This is a genomic window from Flavobacterium sp. N2038 (assembly GCF_025947185.1).
Classification (GTDB): Bacteria; Bacteroidota; Bacteroidia; order Flavobacteriales; family Flavobacteriaceae; genus Flavobacterium.
The window spans coordinates 4,060,581-4,077,868 of the sequence record NZ_CP110001.1; the positions used below are offsets into that span (position 1 = coordinate 4,060,581).

At 36.3% G+C, this 17,288-nt stretch carries 9 protein-coding genes; all 9 read right to left on the reverse strand.

All coding sequences use genetic code 11. From position 1 onward, the window contains the following. Positions 1-3 precede the first annotated feature (3 nt). The 9 genes from OLM51_RS17875 to OLM51_RS17915 all read right to left on the reverse strand — a co-directional run bounded on the left by OLM51_RS17875 (position 4) and on the right by OLM51_RS17915 (position 17,285). Positions 4-768, reverse strand: a complete 765-nt coding sequence (locus tag OLM51_RS17875; protein ID WP_264551954.1) for an SDR family NAD(P)-dependent oxidoreductase — start codon at positions 766-768, stop codon at positions 4-6. A gap of 111 nt (positions 769-879) precedes the next feature. Continuing rightward, entirely contained in the window at positions 880-2,499 is a 1,620-nt protein-coding gene (locus OLM51_RS17880; RefSeq protein WP_264551955.1) for a UxaA family hydrolase, read from the reverse strand. A gap of 52 nt (positions 2,500-2,551) precedes the next feature. After that, the gene (gene fucP, locus OLM51_RS17885) at positions 2,552-3,841 is read right to left on the reverse strand and encodes an L-fucose:H+ symporter permease (RefSeq protein ID WP_264551956.1); all 1,290 of its coding nucleotides are present in this window, start codon (positions 3,839-3,841) and stop codon (positions 2,552-2,554) included. A 132-nt stretch (positions 3,842-3,973) separates the two neighbouring features. Continuing rightward, a complete protein-coding gene (locus OLM51_RS17890) occupies positions 3,974-4,879 on the reverse strand; it encodes a metallophosphoesterase family protein (protein WP_264551957.1) in 906 nt (301 codons plus the stop codon). Positions 4,880-4,977: 98 nt separating this feature from the next. After that, positions 4,978-7,236 (reverse strand): GH92 family glycosyl hydrolase, encoded by a 2,259-nt coding sequence (locus OLM51_RS17895; protein ID WP_264551958.1) that lies wholly within the window; start codon positions 7,234-7,236, stop codon positions 4,978-4,980. Positions 7,237-7,308: 72 nt separating this feature from the next. Further along, positions 7,309-9,492 (reverse strand): glycoside hydrolase family 3 protein, encoded by a 2,184-nt coding sequence (locus tag OLM51_RS17900; protein ID WP_264551959.1) that lies wholly within the window; start codon positions 9,490-9,492, stop codon positions 7,309-7,311. Positions 9,493-9,890: 398 nt separating this feature from the next. Beyond that, complete coding sequence (locus OLM51_RS17905) at positions 9,891-11,183, reverse strand: hypothetical protein (protein WP_264551960.1); 1,293 nt, start codon at positions 11,181-11,183, stop codon at positions 9,891-9,893. Positions 11,184-11,473: 290 nt separating this feature from the next. Then, positions 11,474-13,855: a GH92 family glycosyl hydrolase gene (locus OLM51_RS17910; protein ID WP_264551961.1), complete on the reverse strand. Its 2,382-nt coding sequence runs from the start codon at positions 13,853-13,855 to the stop codon at positions 11,474-11,476. 103 nt (positions 13,856-13,958) lie between these two features. After that, the gene (locus OLM51_RS17915; RefSeq protein ID WP_264551962.1) at positions 13,959-17,285 is read right to left on the reverse strand and encodes a glycoside hydrolase family 38 C-terminal domain-containing protein; all 3,327 of its coding nucleotides are present in this window, start codon (positions 17,283-17,285) and stop codon (positions 13,959-13,961) included. Positions 17,286-17,288 lie beyond the last annotated feature (3 nt).

A 17,288-nucleotide genomic window follows, 5' to 3' on the forward strand; every position in this document is an offset into this window, starting at 1 on the left:
AACCTAGTTATTTAATTTAATAAAACCTCCATCAATAGGATAATCGCAACCGGTTACAAAACCAGATTCGTCACTGCTTAAAAACAAAGCCAGAGCGGCCACCTCATCTGGTTTTGCCATTCTGCCAATAGGCTGTGTTTTGGATAATTTTTCAAACATTTCTGCTTCTTTACCTGGATATGTTTTTGAGATAAACCCATCTACAAAAGGTGTATGTACTCTTGCAGGAGAAATAGAATTACAACGAATATTTTCTCCTATATAATCCTTGGCTACTGATAATGTCATGGCCATAACGGCTCCTTTTGCTGTAGAATAAGCAAATCGATCCGGAATACCAACCCAGGCAGCAATAGATGCCATGTTTACAATAACACCTCCGCCAGAAGCTCTAAATTGCGGTATCGCAGCATGCAGACAATTGTATACCCCTTTTACATTTACACTCATTATTCTGTCAAAATCTGCTTCGGGTGTAGTGTCTGCTTTTCCAATGTGAGCAATACCGGCATTATTAATCAGGATATGAATATTACCAATTTTTTCAAATGTTGCTATTACTTCTGCCTGATTGGCTACATTACAGGCATGCGAAAATACTTTTCCCCCGTTTGCTGTAATTTCCTCTACGGCTGTTTTGGCACTTTCTTCTGTTAGTTCTATAATATGAACTTCTGCTCCCTGTTTGGCAAACAGAGCCGAGATTGCCTTTCCAATTCCGCTGCCACCACCGGTAACTACGGCTTTTTTATTTTGTAATGAAAACATATTTTTATTTTTAAAGGTTTAAAAATTTAGATTTTATTACTTTTCCAAACCTAAATTTTATTAATTCTTTGCTTCGTCATTCTCCTTTTTCAGTAAAAAGATTTTCTCCTTTTACAAAGATACGCCACGTTTCCATGGAATAAAATCATCCTGATTTAAAGAAACGGCTTTTGGTATGATTTCGCCACTTGCGGCCTTAATACAATACTCCAGAATATCTTCTCCCATTTCTTCAATTGTTTTTTCTCCGCTGATAATTGGCCCACAATCAATATCAATGATATCGCTCATTTTTTTTGCCAGAACAGAATTAGTCGCCACTTTGATGACTGGACAAACTGGATTTCCTGTTGGGGTTCCTAATCCTGTAGTAAATAGTATTAATGTTGCTCCCGATGCTGCTTTACCAGTCGTTGCCTCGACATCATTTCCTGGTGTACATACTAAACTCAATCCTGCTTTTGTTGCGGGTTCTGTATAATCCAGTACATCAACAACAGGTGCTGTTCCTCCTTTTTTGGCTGCTCCGGCGCTTTTTATAGCATCGGTTATTAAACCGTCTTTGATATTTCCGGGTGATGGATTCATATGAAAGCCCGAACCTACTTTATGTGCCAAAGCATCATAAGATTGCATTAAATCAATGAATTTTTTAGCGATCGGTTCACTTGTACAACGATCAATCAGATTTTGTTCAACTCCACATAGTTCAGGGAATTCAGCCAAAAGGACTTTTCCTCCTAAAGCCACCAGCAAATCTGAAGTATATCCTACCGCAGGATTAGCCGAAACCCCACTAAAACCATCACTACCGCCACATTTGACCCCCAGACACAATTCACTTAAAGGTGCCGGAGTTCTTTCGTATTTATTTATTTCGATCAATCCTTCAAAGGTTTGTTTGATCGCTGCTGCTACTAATTGTTCTTCACTTTTTGCCTGTTGCTGTTCAAAAACCAGTAAAGGTTTATCAAAAGTGGGATTTTGTTTTTTTACATCGTCTATAAAATCCTGTATCTGCAAATGCTGACATCCTAAACTCAATAATGTTATCCCTGCTACATTAGGATGATTTGCATAAGAAGCGAGTAAAGCACTCAGAGTAGACGCGTCCTGACGTGTACCACCACAGCCTCCCTGATGATTTAAAAATTTTATACCATCAACATTCTTAAATATTCTGTTGGTATTTTGATCTGGTGTTAATTGTACATCAATGGCATCCAGATTTTCTCCGTTTTTGTAAGCTTCCAATAAATAATGGGTATACTGAGTATATTTATCACTTACTGAATATCCCAATTCATTGTGAAGGGCTTCGCGTATTACATCCAAATTTCTGTTTTCGCAAAATACAGTTGGAATAAACAACCAATAATTGGCAGTTCCTACACGACCGTCACTTCTTTTATATCCATTAAAAGTTCTGTTTTTATATTTTGAAACATCCGGTGCCTGCCATAAAAAATCAACATGGCGATATTGATAAGGCTCTGCTGCATGTTTCAGATTATCGGTAGTCATGAGACTTCCTTTTGCAACATCACTTTGCACCTTGCCTACCAAAACTCCATACATCGTGATTTCGGACCCTTGCTTTAAATCTGCTGTATAAAACTTATGCTTTGCTTTTATAGTATCTTCAAGAATATAAGTCACTCCTTCAAAAGTTACACTTTCTCCTTTTGCCAGATCTGTTAAAGCGACCAGCACATTATCATTTGGGTGCATTTTTATCACCGATCTTTTAACTCCGTTTTCTAACATATTATATAAATAGAATTTATGCTTTATTTGTTTTATGTCCGTTAAATGCAAACAATAGTATTACTGAAAAACAGATAAGCGGAACGATATAACCGTACTGAATGCTTCCCGTAAGATCTGAAATCAATCCTAAAACCGGAGGCAATAAAGCTCCTCCCACTATTGCCATTACAATTAATGAAGAACCAATTTTTGTATTATGACCTAATCCATCAATTCCCATTGAAAAAATAGTAGGAAACATGATGCTCATAAAAAAGGCTATTGCTATTAAGGTATATACCACAATCATTCCTGATCCTGCTATGGCAACTATTGATAAAAGAATATTAATAAAGGCATAAATGATTAGTAATTTTCTTGGTTTAATGTATTGCATGAAGAACGTTCCTGCAAAACGTCCTAGCATAAAAGCCAATCCGAAGAAACCCAGATATTTGGCTGCTACATCTTCGGCCAAACCTGCTGAGGTAGTAGACATTTTGATAAAAAAACTACCCACACAAACCTGTGCTCCAACGTAGAAAAACTGTGCTAAGATTCCCCATCGCAAACGCATTGATTTTAAAGCTCCTGCAAAACTAGCTCCTTCTGCCCCTTCTTTATCTTCATCTTTTACATCGGGCATATTGGTAAAATAAAAAACCAATGCTACCGAAAGGATAATTAATCCCAAAATCAGATAAGGCATTTTTACACTTGCCGCTTCTTCTAATACATAAGCATGTAATTGTGCTGCCGGCATAGCATCCATTTCGGCCTGAGTTAAATTTTTTCCGGATAAGATCATTGGTCCTATATAGGCCGGAGCGATAAAAGCCGCCAGTCCGTTGAAGGATTGCGAAAAGTTTAATCGTCTTGTCGCTGTTTCTGCCGGCCCCAATATCGTTACATAGGGATTAGCTGCTGTTTCTAAAAAGGTAAGTCCACAAGCAATAACAAACAAAGCACCTAAAAAATAAATATACTGTAACGAATTGGCTGCCGGTACAAACAAAATTGAACCAATACCGAATAAAACTAATCCAATCATAATACCGGATTTATAACCGTATTTCCTCATGATATAACCTGCAGGCAAAGCCATGAAAAAATAGGCAACAAATACAGAAGAATCAATCAATGAAGATTCTAAATCGGTTAGATTAAATGCTTTTCTTAAATGCGGAATAAGTATGGGATCTAAGTTGTGTACAAATCCCCAGAAAAAGAATAAGCTGGTTACCAGTATAAAAGGAAATAGCCATTTCTTATTTTCTTTAGAACCAACCTCTTGGCGAACTTCTATTTCTGTTATTAATGCCATATGTTTTTTATTAAAATTGTAATTTTTTAGAATTATAAAAATACAATGTCTACAGTATATTTATTAATTCAATATTACCATTGTTTAATTATTAATTGTCTATTACGATAATTTTAAACAAAAAAAGTGCATTTAAAAAGAATGTGGATAATATTGGTTTGTAACTGATCCATCTTCAAACAGATCAATTATAGCATATCCCGGAGGTGTTTGTTTGTAATAAGTTTTTCCTGCTGAGTCTTTGTCTCCCGGCTCCCACCAAAAACCGCTCAAAGCACCGTTGCAGTAATAATGGACATTATTGTAAACCGCTTCGTCCAATAAATGAATGTGTCCGCTCAAGCAAGTAATTTTTTTATCTTTATGTTTATAAAAAAGATCACTGATGTATTTTGAATCTGTATGATTTCCTCCATCTACATGTGTACATACAGCAAGAATAGGAAAATGGCTCATGCAGACAACAGGCGTACCAACGGGAAGACTCTGCAAATCTTTTTCCAGCCATAAACGCTGCTCATCATCTAATGAACCTCCGCCATTATTACTGTCTAATATCACAAAGTGCCATCCTTTTTTATCAAAACTATAATAACGATTTGGAATTCCTAATTGTTTTACAACATAGTCTTTCCCATACATATTATCTTGTTTATTTGGCGCTGCCCACCACATATCGTGATTTCCGAGGCAACTGTGCAGTTCAAAACCGCTGATTTCTTTGGTTGTGTCGTTCCAAATCTTCCATAATTCATTTACTCTCTCGCGAGTAATATTATCGTAATCTGCGGCAAAAATGGAATCTCCTCCGTTGAGAGAAAAATCGACTTTATGTTTCTTGATTTCTTCCAGACATTTTACAAATCGATCCGGTGCATTTTCTTCTGGTCGGATGTGTACATCGGTAATATGTGCGATGCGTAAAACTCTTTTAGATTTAGTACTTTTCTCTGCTGCAGAAATAATAGAAGCTGAACCAGTTAAGGCTACAGTACCAGCGGTTAAACCAATATATTTTAATAATTCTCTTCTTTTCATTTTGTAGTTTAATATATTAGACCTGACAGGTTTTAAAAACCTGTCAGGTCTCTATTGGAATCTAAAAAAATGCAAACCCTCCCCTTCATTCAAATGAACTATTTTACAGAATAAGGTCTGTCTTTAGGAGAAACTCCCCAAGATTTTGAAGGTTTGTCTCCCATTGTAAAAATTAATTCACCACCTTTCATAATGTCCGAATGAAGAATATAACTTTGAGTATAAGGCTTGCCGTTTAAAGTCGCTTTTTGAATATAGATATTTTTTGAATTGTTGTTTAATGCTTTTACAGTGAAGCTTTTTCCATCAGCCAAATTCAGTACTGATTCATCCATACTTGGGCTTCCGAAAACATAAATTCCGTTGAAAGGATTTACTGAATACATTCCCATTGCACTCCAAATATACCAAGCCGACATTTGTCCTACGTCTTCGTTTCCACACAATCCGTCATGTTTGTCGCTGTATAAATTATCGACTATGTAACGTACTTTTTCGGCTGTTTTCCAAGGTTGTCCTACGAAATTATATAGATATGTAATGTGGTGACTTGGCTCGTTTCCGTGAGCATACTGCCCGATCAAACCTGTAATATCACTTGAAGCCTCTGCTCCCATATCGCCTGTAATGCTAAATAAAGTATCCAATTTTTTGGTAAATGGTTTTTCTCCTCCCAACATTGCAATTAATCCTTCTACATCGTGAGGCACTAACCAAGTGTATTGCCAGGCATTTCCTTCGGCAAAATCATCTTTCATGTGTGCCGATTTAAACGGATCGAATGGTGTTCTCCATTCTGTATCACTTACTTTTCCGCGTACAAAAGTGGTTGAAGGATCATAATACTTTTTATAGGCTTTTGAGCGATTAATGAAATAATTATAATCTTCTGTTTTACCCATTTTTTTGGCCATCATTGCAATTGCTCCGTCAGAGATAGAATATTCCATCCCGATTGCTACTGATTCTCTCAAACTATCTGCCGGAATGTAGCCTATTTTTTTTACGAAATTCAATCCGCGATCGTCTTGCATGGCCGTTGCTTTTACCGCTTCAAAAGCCAATTCTCCGTCAATTCCTTTGATGCCTTTTAAATATGCATCAACCACAATCTGAATGGCACTGTTTCCAGGCATACAATACGTTTCATTCCCCATTAAATGCCAAACCGGAAGATGTCCTGTTTCCTGGTAAATCGCCAACATCGAGTTGATTATATCTGAAACTTTTTCGGTTTGTGTCAACGTAAACAAAGGGTTTGCTCCTCTATAAGTATCCCATAATGAAAAAGTTGTCAAATTCGTGAATCCGGCTGCTTTATGAACTTGTTTATCCGAACCATAATAATCACCATTGCTGTCATTGTAGGTTGAAGGTGCAATCATCGTGTGATATAAAGCCGTATAGAAAGTTTTCATTTTTGCATTATCATTCGATTTTACTGCAATTTTATTCAACTCTTTATTCCATTTTTCATCAGCCTCAGTTGCCACTTTTTCGAAGTTCCAACCTGAAATTTCTTTTTTGATATTCATCAAAGCATTTTCTGTACTTACTGCCGAAATCCCCACTTTCACTTTAATCACCTCATCTTTTGAAGTCGAAAATTGAATCACCGCTTTGGCACTGTCACCCAAAACTACTTTGTTTATCATCTCTTTTGTACTGTTGTACAATTGGATTTTTTTAGCTGGTTTTGACAAAATTGCTGCGAAATAAATTCTTTGGTCTGGCGCCCAGCCTTTCGAAAAACGATATCCCTCGATCAAAGTATCATTTTTTACTTTAATATAAGTGTCTACCGCTTTGTCCCAGCCAATTCCTTCTACTAGATCTAAAATGATATGTGATTTGTCTGAAGTCGGGAAAGTGTATTTTTGGAAACCAACTCTTTCAGAAGCCGTCATTTCGGCTTTGATTCCGTTTTTCTTTAAAATAACAGAGTAATAACCAGGTTTTGCTACCTCATCTTTATGATCGAAACCTGAAATATATCCGTTTTCCATGTCTTTGGCAGTTCCTTTTTTCAGGTTAATTTTACCAACAGCCGGCATAAAAAGTACATCTCCAAGATCCCCAATTCCGGTTCCGCTCAAATGTGTATGTGAAAACCCTATAATAGTTGGATCGGAATAGTGATACCCAGAACACCAATCCCATCCTTGTGAGATATTTACAGGCCCAAGCTGAACTGCTCCGAAAGGAACATTTGCGCCCATAAAAACGTGCCCGTGAAATCCTGTTCCAATAAAAGGATCTACATATTGCGTTAAATTCTGTTTTCCAGTCTGACCTTGCATTTGCAGACAGCAAAGTCCTAAAATTGCAAAAAATGTTGATTTTAAATTTTTATTCATTTCTTCTTTTATTTTATTTCAAGACATGATTATCAAATCTTGATTCTATAATCTTTCTTCTATAATCTCTCTCTACTTCACAATTTCAAAACTCGCTTCTAACATTGCGTCTCTCGAATTTGAACCTATTTTTACATTATATTTTCCTTCGTAGATTTTGAACTCTTTTTTGGTATCATCCCATTTTTGAAGTTCTTCTAACGGGATTTCTAAAGTTAGGGTTTGAGAATTCCCTTTAGAGATTGATACACGTTTGAAAGCCTTTAATTCTTTTAATGGCATTCGGTCAAAATTTGGATATTCTATATAAACCTGAGCTACTTCATCGGCATTATAATTTCCTGTATTCTCAATTTTAATCTGCATCGAAATTTTATCAGAAGTCGTTTTGATATTCTCCGGTTTTTGAACCCAATTGTATCCAAAAGTGGTGTAACTTAATCCAAATCCGAAAGGATATTGCACTTCTTTATCAAAATAGCGATAGGTTCTGCCCGCCATTGCATAACTGTTGTAATCCGGTAAATCGCTGAAAGATTTGTAAAAACTAACTGGTAAATGTCCTGATGGAGATACTTTCCCAAAAAGAAGATTAGCCAAAGCTGTTCCGCCTTGTTCTCCCGGATACCACGCAAAAACAATAGCATCGACATAAGGCTCAATTGCCGAAATATCAACCGCACTTCCGCCTGTTACTACTGCTATAAGTGGTGATTTAGTTCCTTTACGAAGTGCTTTGATATATGCAATATGCGAAGCTGGCAAATCCATATTTTTTCTGTCTCCTTTACCATCAGCCAGAAAAGCATCCCCTTCTTCGCCTTCATAAACCGGAGTGAAACCAATTACTGCAATCGTCAAATCGGCCATAGAAGCTGCCCAAACTCCACCAAAATTGCTTGTATCAGTAAAGTCACAACCCATATCATATTCTACTCGGGTATCTGGATCAACAGCTCCGGCAATTCCTTCTACAAAATTTACGGCTTTATCAGTAATTCCGTGATAATTTCCTAATAAAGCATCAAGGGAAGCTGCATTAGGTCCGACAACGACCATCGATTTATAATCTTCTTTTTTCAACGGAAGCAGTTTTGTTTTCTTCTCGCCTACTTCGCCATTTTTCAACAAAACCATACTTTGTTCTGCTATTTTACGACTAAGGTTTCTGTGATAAGTATTTGCAATACTGTCTATACCATATTTCCTATACGGATTGTCTTCTGGTTTATCATAAAATCCTAATTTGAATTGTGTGCGTAATGTTGGTTCTAAGGCATTATCAATGTCTTTCTGAGTAATCATTTTTTGATTCAACGCATTGATCGCATCTTTTTGCAACAATCCGCTGCAATCCATATTTACTCCGGCTTTAATTGCTGCAGCAGCAACAGTTACGCTATTTGGTAAGGTTTTGTGACTATCATAAATATCCTGCAGCGCCCAGCAATCAGTTACAACATGGCCGCCGAATTTCCATTCATTGCGTAAAATATCTTTTAGCAACGTTTTTCCAGTACAGCAAGGTTCAGAATTTACTCGGTTATAAGCGCACATTACGGTTTCAACTTTTGCATCTACTAGTTTCTTAAAAGCGTATAAATAAGTTTCTCTCAAATCTTTTTCATCTACAATCACATCAATAGAATGTCTGTTTTTTTCCGGACCACTATGTACCGCAAAATGTTTGGCACAAGCTGCTGCTTTCATATATTTTGGATCCGTTCCTTGTAAGCCCTTCACATAAGCAGTTCCCATTTTTCCGGTAAGAAAAGGATCTTCTCCATAGGTTTCCTGTCCTCTTCCCCAACGTGGATCTCTAAAAATATTGATATTTGGCGACCAAAAATTTAATCCCATATATTGCAAACGACGATCTTTGGCTACAGCCATATTATTTTTGGCTCTGGCTTCGGTTGAAATAGCATTTGCTACTTCATTCAATAAATTATCATTAAAAGAAGCCGCCATTCCTAAAGCCTGTGGAAAAACAGTTGCTTTTCCTGCTCTTGCTACTCCATGCAGCGATTCATTCCACCAATTATACTGCGGAATATCTAATCGTTTTACGGCTTTACTTTCAAATCCTAATAATGATATTTTCTCTTCGGTTGTCAATTGTTTTAATAAGTCGGCTACTCTTTTATCGATGGGTAAATCCTGATTTTTATAAGCTGCGCTTTTTTGCTGTGCATAATTGATTCCTATACAGAAACAAAAAAACAGTACAAATCGGTAATTTCTTAAACAATTCATTATTGAGATTTTTAAATTTTATAATCGCGTTTCTTTCTTTTTACTAAATCGTTTTACCAATCAAAGCAAATGACTGCAAAATTCAGTTATACCAAGTGTTTTCAAAAACCATAACTTCCTTTACTTCAAAGAATCGATGTTCTTCTCTATCACTTTATTTGCAATATTTCGGAAATTTAAAGATAGAATATCTTTTTGATTAAATAATACTCCGATTTTATCCAAATTTAAGTTACAATTGCCTTTCTTTTAAGTTAAAAAAATAAAAAAGAGATATCTCTTTTGAAATATCTCAATTATATAAATGCAAGCCTAAATTGAAGTTACATAAAATTTTAGTCTGCAAAAAAGGTGAAGTTGATAATTATCTTATCTGCTTCACCTTTCTTTGAGTTTTCTTATTTATTAAGATTTTCAAACATTACAATTGCAGTGTATAGAACACCTGCTTCACCTCTAAAAGTTCCTGAACCTCTTGGTTCATTCTTTATCGAATACCATTCATAGAAACCGTTATTGTCTTTAACACGTTTAAGCATTGGCTGTATTTCTCTGTAAGCTTCTTCTATATATCCGTATTTAATTAATTGCTGAATTGTTCTTGCTCCAAACCAAGTCCAGTCACCACCATTTTGATAGCTGTAAACCGGATTCATTATTTTGTTTACAAAATAACCATTAGGATATGGTGGATAAAGCGTTAGACCAATAGACGGTGCTCCTGCCTCTTTTACTCTTTTTACCATTTCGTCTAAAGAAGCTTTTACTTCTGCTTTGCTTAATAATCCAGCCTCCATTGCTACTGTTGTTCCTCCGAAATAATAAATATTATTCTCATCAAAATCAGCAGGAAAAGGTGATCCGTTCAAATACAAATGCGGAATATATTTTTGATTTTTAGCGTCCCAAAGGTAGGTACGGGTGTTTTTTGCAACATCAGTTTTAATTTTATTCCATTTTGCTTTAGTTGACGGAATTATTTCCATCATATTATTCAAAGCAACTATAAACATAGCGTTGTCATAAATATCACAAGCCATATGCGTATTTCCATCAAGATCAACTCCATAACCTTCTTCTGGCTGTACATCTCCCCAATCTGCTGTTGTGGCACCTGTAATTAACCCGTATTTTTTTGTGTAACGGTTTTTCATTAGAAAATCCATTGACCATTCTAATCTTTTTGCTACGGTTTTATCTCCAACCTTTTCTGCTAAGATCGATTTATCGCCAGTTAACTGAATGTATTTGTAAACTGCTTGTACCAAAGATGTTTCCTGATCTGTTTCAACTGTGTTTTTATGAGCGGCATATCTTGGTTCTAATTTCGAATACGAAAAATCAGTTTCTCCTGCACCAATTTGCTCTTTGGGTGTATAGCCGTCAATAATGTTTCCGTCATCACCCTGCATTCTAAAAAATACTAAAAGATTCTCTTTTATATCTTCTTTTTTAGTGACTTGTGCAGCTAGTTCAATAAAAGTATTATAATCTCTAATCCAGACTTCACGGTAACCATCTCCCGCATTTACTCCGGTTTTTATCACTTCTAAAGCTTTCTTTTTTACAAAAGACATATTTTGGTCATTCTTAATCTTCGCTGTCAATTTTGGGTCAGTTGACAGCTTTTGCTGTGCTGTAATAGTCAATGTTAATGCAAATGCAAAAACTGACGAGAGTATTTTTTTCATGTTTATTTAATTGGAATTATTGTTTGTTGTTGTTGTTGTTGCTTACCACATAATCCGATAGCTATCGAGATTGTAAATAATGAGTACAAAAAGAAATACATTTCTTTCACATGATTGGCTTTGTGAATTGTCACCCTGAGCGATCCCGAGGCTTCGGGAGAAGGGCGTTCCAATTGGCACGTGGGCTTCGACTTCGCTCAGCCTGACAACGACTTCACCTAATAAATGATTATCAAAAGCCTATGTTTCTATGTGTTTAAAAAAAAATAGCACATACTGCATCTTTAAAATTATTCGCTTGTACTCATTGACGGTGGTGGTGTTTTTACTCCCCAGTTCATATTTGGTTTTGCTCCCATTTCAAAAAATAAGGTTCCGCCATCGGTTAGCTTTTTGCGGTCAATCCAGGCATTTTCTATTTTCTCTCCGTTAAAAGATGCTGATTGAATGTATTTGTTTTTCTTCGAATTATTTTTGATTTCTATTATCAATTCTTCACCTTTATAATATTTTGGATCCAGCTTAATAGTTACCTTATCAAATAATGGACTTCCGAATTGAAAGGTTGGATTCATCGCTGCATGTCCCTGAACATCAAACAATCCCATAGAAGCCATTACAAACCAAGCTCCCAATTGCCCCTGATCTTCATCTTGCCCAAATCCGTAACCATGAAGAGGTTCTGCTCCGTAGAATTCATCACAAATTGCACGAGACCATTTTTGCGTAAGCCAAGGTTTTCCTGAGTAATTAAACAGAAACGAATGGTGCAGACAGGGTTGATTTCCGTGATTGTATAACCTTTCTAATCCTGAGAAGCTGTCAATTCCTTTTCCGCCGCCAAAAGTCGATTTTTGGCTTTCATTAAAAGTAGTTTCCAAACGTTTATTGAATAAATCCAATCCTAAAATTTTGATTAATCCCGCGGGATCTTGTGGTACGTACCACGTATATTGATAGGCATTTGCTTCTTGAAATCCTCTCCAGGCTTCCATCGGATTAAAGTTTTCAATGAATTTACCATCTTGATATCGAGGTCGAATAAACTTGGTTTCAGGATCAAAAATATTCTTCCAGTTTCCTGCTTGTTTTGTTAATTTTTTATAATCCTCTGTCTTACCTAAAGCTTTTGCAAATTGAGAGACTCCATAAGATGTATATGCAAATTCAAGAGTATGAGATGCACCAAAATTAAATACCCAACCATTTGCAAGTGTGGTATCTTTTGACGGAATATAGCCTTCTTTTACAAAATAGGCTAAATCATATTTTCCTGAACCAAATGGGCGTTTACTGTAACCTGTTTCGTTTTTATAAGCAATTTTATAGGCTTCTTCTACATCAAAATCCCGAATACCACTATTATAAGCCGCTGCAATCATCAAACCAAAACAGTTGGTTTGTACACCATTTGCATGCGCTCCAGCTGCAATTCCATCGTGCAGCCAGCCTGTTTCTTTTGCAAAATCAATATTAGATTGAAGATATTCACTCAAATAATCCGGATAAGCCAATGCCCAAAGCTGTCCTAAATTCCAAAATCCGCCCCAAATTCCATCTGTGTTGTAATGATTGTATTTTGGTTTTCCATTTTTATCTAATGGTATTTGACCTATTTTTCCATCATGTCTTGGATAAGTTCCCTTAGCATCACTTGCTAACCCGCGTCCTAAAAGAGCATGATACAAACCTGTGTAGAATTTTACTTTATTGATACTGTCTTTAGTTTCAACTTTTATTCTTCCTAACTTTTCGTTCCATTTTTTATGTGCCGTTTCTTTTACCGCATCAAAAGTTTGTCCTGTTGCTTCGGTTTTCAAGTTTCCTTTTGCATTTTCGATACTTGTATACGAAAGACCCACTTGCATTTCGACAACTTCTCCTTTTTTGGTTGTGAAATTAATATACATTCCGTTTCCAATTCCTTTAGTTGCTCCCTGACCATCAAAGGTTTTATCTTCTACAAATGAACCAAAGGATTGCGGCGTTTTACTAAGCTGAATCACAAAATACATTTTCACTCGCTTTTCAGGGTCGCAAAATTTCAAATATTCAGGAAATGTTTCTATTGTTCCTTCTAAAGTATTTTTGCCGGAAAGTTTCATCTGAGCTTCGGTAACGCCGCTGCTCTCTCCCTGACGATGTCCGATATCAAATATAATTCTTGACTCTTTTGATTCCGGAAAAGTATAGCGATGAAAACCAACTCTTTCTGTAGCTGTCAACTCCGCTTTTATACCATATTCTCTTAGAAAAACCGAATAATAACCCGGCTCGGCGTGTTCGTCTTTTTTATCAAATGTTGATCGATAACCCGTTTCTGGTTTTTCTAAAGTTCCCGGTGTAGTTTGCAATTTTCCTGTTACGGGCATTGCAACCAATCCACCTATTTGAAACTCGTGAAAATGCCCAAAACCTTCAATTGAGTTATGACGATCGTCGTAACCGCAAGGTGCCCAGCTTCCACCGCTTCCGTAAGCATTGGTATGCGGAGCCAATTTGGCCATTCCGAATGGTAAAGAGGCCGGCGTGTAAAAAAACCAACGCCCGTGTACAGAACCTATCTGCAGATCAACCCAGGCAGTTGCATTAAAATCATCCTTTTTCTTTGAACAGGAAAAAAGCGAAATGATCATTGCGAACAATAGTATTGTCTTTGAAATTCTTTTCATATATCTTAATTTATTATTAAGGCGTTTTCTTTTATTGGAACGATAAATTTCTGACGCTGATTAAACGGATTCGCTATCGCGAAAACGCTGATTATAACCGATTTTATATCTTCAGTATAAACTCTGAAACTCCGCTTCCTGCCATTTTTATTTCAGCTGAATTTGCTTTTTCAACGCCAGTTGTTTTCTCTATAATTGATTTTGGCTGCAAAGATTTCCATACAAATTTTGTTTGTTGTTCTGAATCTTCCGGATTAAACAGGCGCATTAATATGGTACCATCCTGATTGGGCGTTAAACTGGTTACCACAATTCTGGAATTGGTCAATTCAAAAAGATTGACAGGCAGTTTTACATCTTCTTTTATCGTCATTGCCATCAATGGCTGTGTAAACTCCGCTGCTTCTTTTTCCATCGTGGTTCTATCTGTTGTTTCATGAGGACGAAGTGCATATTTAAAGCTTACAATGCCGCCCTGATCTGCTTTGTAATTGGTATGCCAATAATTATTCATCACGTAGGAGAACCAAGTAGAAGTTGGTTTCTCAGTCTTTTTCCATTCCTTATGATTAGGCACTACCTCTTTTCTTTCATCAACCATGCTGTTTGGTTCTACCAAAGGAGATTCTAAAAGCATCCATTGTACTCCTTTGTTTCCTGCCGAAACATCTACCCATCTTCTTCCATAAAGAAAATCCATATTTGACCCTGCCAATTGATCTTTCAAAAACTCAATTGTTCCGTAGCCTGCATCAAGCGTAGTTTTTGTTAATTGTGTATTGAATGGATATCCAAAATGCACTCCTTCTTTGGTACGAATGGCTTTTTTGTCTAAAACATTATGTATCAATACTTGATTACTTCCGCTGTAAAGCGAAATAATTCGCTCCAGTTTATTGGCTCCGGGAGCATCTGATGTAATTGAAACCGATGTTACAACAGGTCCGTTTTCCAGCATTTTAACCTGAACATTTGTATTAGTTTTTGCTTCCTCAGGATTTAAGCCGGGAACGTACCAATAACTGTTTAAGCCCTGTTTGTGGAAATCTCCGGCGTAGTTAAAATCTGAAATAGTTTTTAGATTCGTAATACTCCCGTTGTTTTTATCCCAGCCAAATTCAATTTTTCCGTTCGATAAAGAATGATCTCCCAAAACAAACTGATTTGTAAAATCTGATTTTGTTTTGTCTGTGATTTCATAAAATGCAGTTCCTAAAGCTGGAACATCTGTAGCAATAAAGGCATATTTTCCATTACTCAATTGCTGCAATGGCGTAATTTTTCCGTTAGCATCTTTTACTGATTTTCCTTTTAAAGTTGTTTCAATAAGTACCAATCCGGTTCTTTTCCAAGATGAGGTATTAAAAATGGCTATTTTCTTAGATTTCGAATTGCTTATCATCTCAAATAAGTTTTTCTCTAAGGCATTAATCTCAGTATCAGCGTCAAGCATAAACTGTTTTTTTATACGCCATTGTTCTGTTACAAAATGAGAATCTGGATCAGATATACTATTATGGGCACCCCAGGTATGTTCGTGAAACATTATAATATTTCTCCAAGCTTCATAAAAGTTTTGCTGATCGTATTTTTTAGGCTGCAACATGGTATAAAGTGTTGTTAATTGCTGCAGACGTAAACTGTTAATTCTGTTTTTTCCTTCTTCCTCCGCTGTAGAAAGGGCTCCATCCTCCCAATAAGGTGTCAAATCGCCTTTTACGGTTGGTATTTTATCCCCGTATTTTTTCTCAAAAGCTTCAAACATTTTATCAGCAGTATTGAGAATTAGTTTTGGAGAGGCGTACTTTTCATTCCATTTTTTTACAAAATCAGAAGCATTAGGTTCAATTGGAGCATTGTCGGCAATAATATTAAAACGCCATTGTACCATATCATAAGGATAATTGCTGGCTGTTAATTCATTTAAGTAATCTGCAATTTTCCTGGCTCCTCTTTCATAAATATCACCCGGCTGCATGCCGTGCCATGAGGAATATCCTTTGGCTCCTGCCCAAAACAATACTTTTTCCTGTCCTGAAGGTGATGACCACCAAACGGGTTTGTCCCCCCAATTTTTAAGAAAATGCCCCGCTCTGTCTCCTCTATACGGATGATCTAATCCCATAAAATTAGAACCTATAGAGAAATATTTTACGCCTCCTTTTGAAAGTGCTGTTACTGTTGACCAGGCAAATCCGGGAACATCAGAAATCATTGCGCTGTTTATGGTAAAACCAAATTCTTTGCGCAGCTTAGCAGCGTAATCTGTGTAATGAAACATTTCTTCGGCCTGGCTCATTCCGGTAAGCATATTTACATATAATGCCGAAAGCAGAATGTCGCCATTTTTTACTGCTGCTACAAACTTTTCTTTTTGAACCGGTGTTGCTTCTTTCAAATAATTTTCGACTGCCCAAATTGATTCTATATTCCATTTAAATTTTGCTTCCTCTGGATACGATTTTGTTTTTTCGATCATTTCGAGTGCATCATCGATATTTTTATTGTGCACTTTTACAATTTCAGGCTGCAAATGTGAATAACCAATATCTGTATGAGAATGATGCAGTAAATGAAATTCTCTGTAAACAATAGGTTTTACAACAAAAAAGTCATCGATAAAAGTTTTGCCCGCAAGTTTTACCTGCACCTTTACTTTTTCCTCTTTTGTAACTGCTGCAATCGGAATGTCAAAACTGTTCATTCCGTCTTTTGCTGTATAGGTGTAATTTTCTTTTGCGTTGATTTTTACATTTACCGTTTCCTCTTTACCAAAATGCAAAACACTTAAAGCAAGCGTTTGTGTTCCATTTTTTAAAAGAAAAGGCATTGGAGTTACTTTTACATTTTCTTCAAATGCAAACTTGAACGTCATAAACCAGTCGTTACTGTTTTGTTTTTGACCAACAATTTTTATTCGAACAGATTGTCCGGGTTTTACTTTACTGGCAGGAAGACGCAGGTATGCATATCCTTGAGAGTCGTTTGCTCCATCCAGTTTTATTTGCTGAAATGCTAATGCCGATCCGTCATCTGTTTTGAAAATCCAGTTTGCTTTTTGATTTTTAGGTAAAGTCGTAAAAGTCAACATCTTTTTTCCATCTACATACAAATCAAAATTTCTGTCACCGCTGCTTGATCCTGATGAATGTCCTGCAACCCAGCTAAAATATACATAATCGTCTTTTATCACTTTTGGAGCAGGAGCTGTTTCCCATTCTATAGTCTTATTACCATCGGTCGTCCTTGTTAAAAGCGCTACTGTTGCATAATCCTGAAAAGCAGAATTATACGTGATATTTTCTCCTGTAATTTCTTTTCCAAAACCATTGATCCAATTGATTTTTCCAAAAAACGGAACTTCTTTTTGTGCGAAAAGGGATTGTACTGAAAAAATCAGTAATAAGCCGAAAACTATTTTTACTTTCAAAAT

Coding starts and splice junctions, on each gene's coding strand:
- OLM51_RS17875 (WP_264551954.1), bottom strand. CDS start 768: ATGTTTTCATTACAAAATAAAAAAGCCGTAGTTACCGGTGGTGGCAGC.
- OLM51_RS17880 (WP_264551955.1), bottom strand. CDS start 2,499: ATGCACCCAAATGATAATGTGCTGGTCGCTTTAACAGATCTGGCAAAA.
- fucP (WP_264551956.1), bottom strand. CDS start 3,841: ATGGCATTAATAACAGAAATAGAAGTTCGCCAAGAGGTTGGTTCTAAA.
- OLM51_RS17890 (WP_264551957.1), bottom strand. CDS start 4,879: ATGAAAAGAAGAGAATTATTAAAATATATTGGTTTAACCGCTGGTACT.
- OLM51_RS17895 (WP_264551958.1), bottom strand. CDS start 7,236: ATGAATAAAAATTTAAAATCAACATTTTTTGCAATTTTAGGACTTTGC.
- OLM51_RS17900 (WP_264551959.1), bottom strand. CDS start 9,492: ATGAATTGTTTAAGAAATTACCGATTTGTACTGTTTTTTTGTTTCTGT.
- OLM51_RS17905 (WP_264551960.1), bottom strand. CDS start 11,183: ATGAAAAAAATACTCTCGTCAGTTTTTGCATTTGCATTAACATTGACT.
- OLM51_RS17910 (WP_264551961.1), bottom strand. CDS start 13,855: ATGAAAAGAATTTCAAAGACAATACTATTGTTCGCAATGATCATTTCG.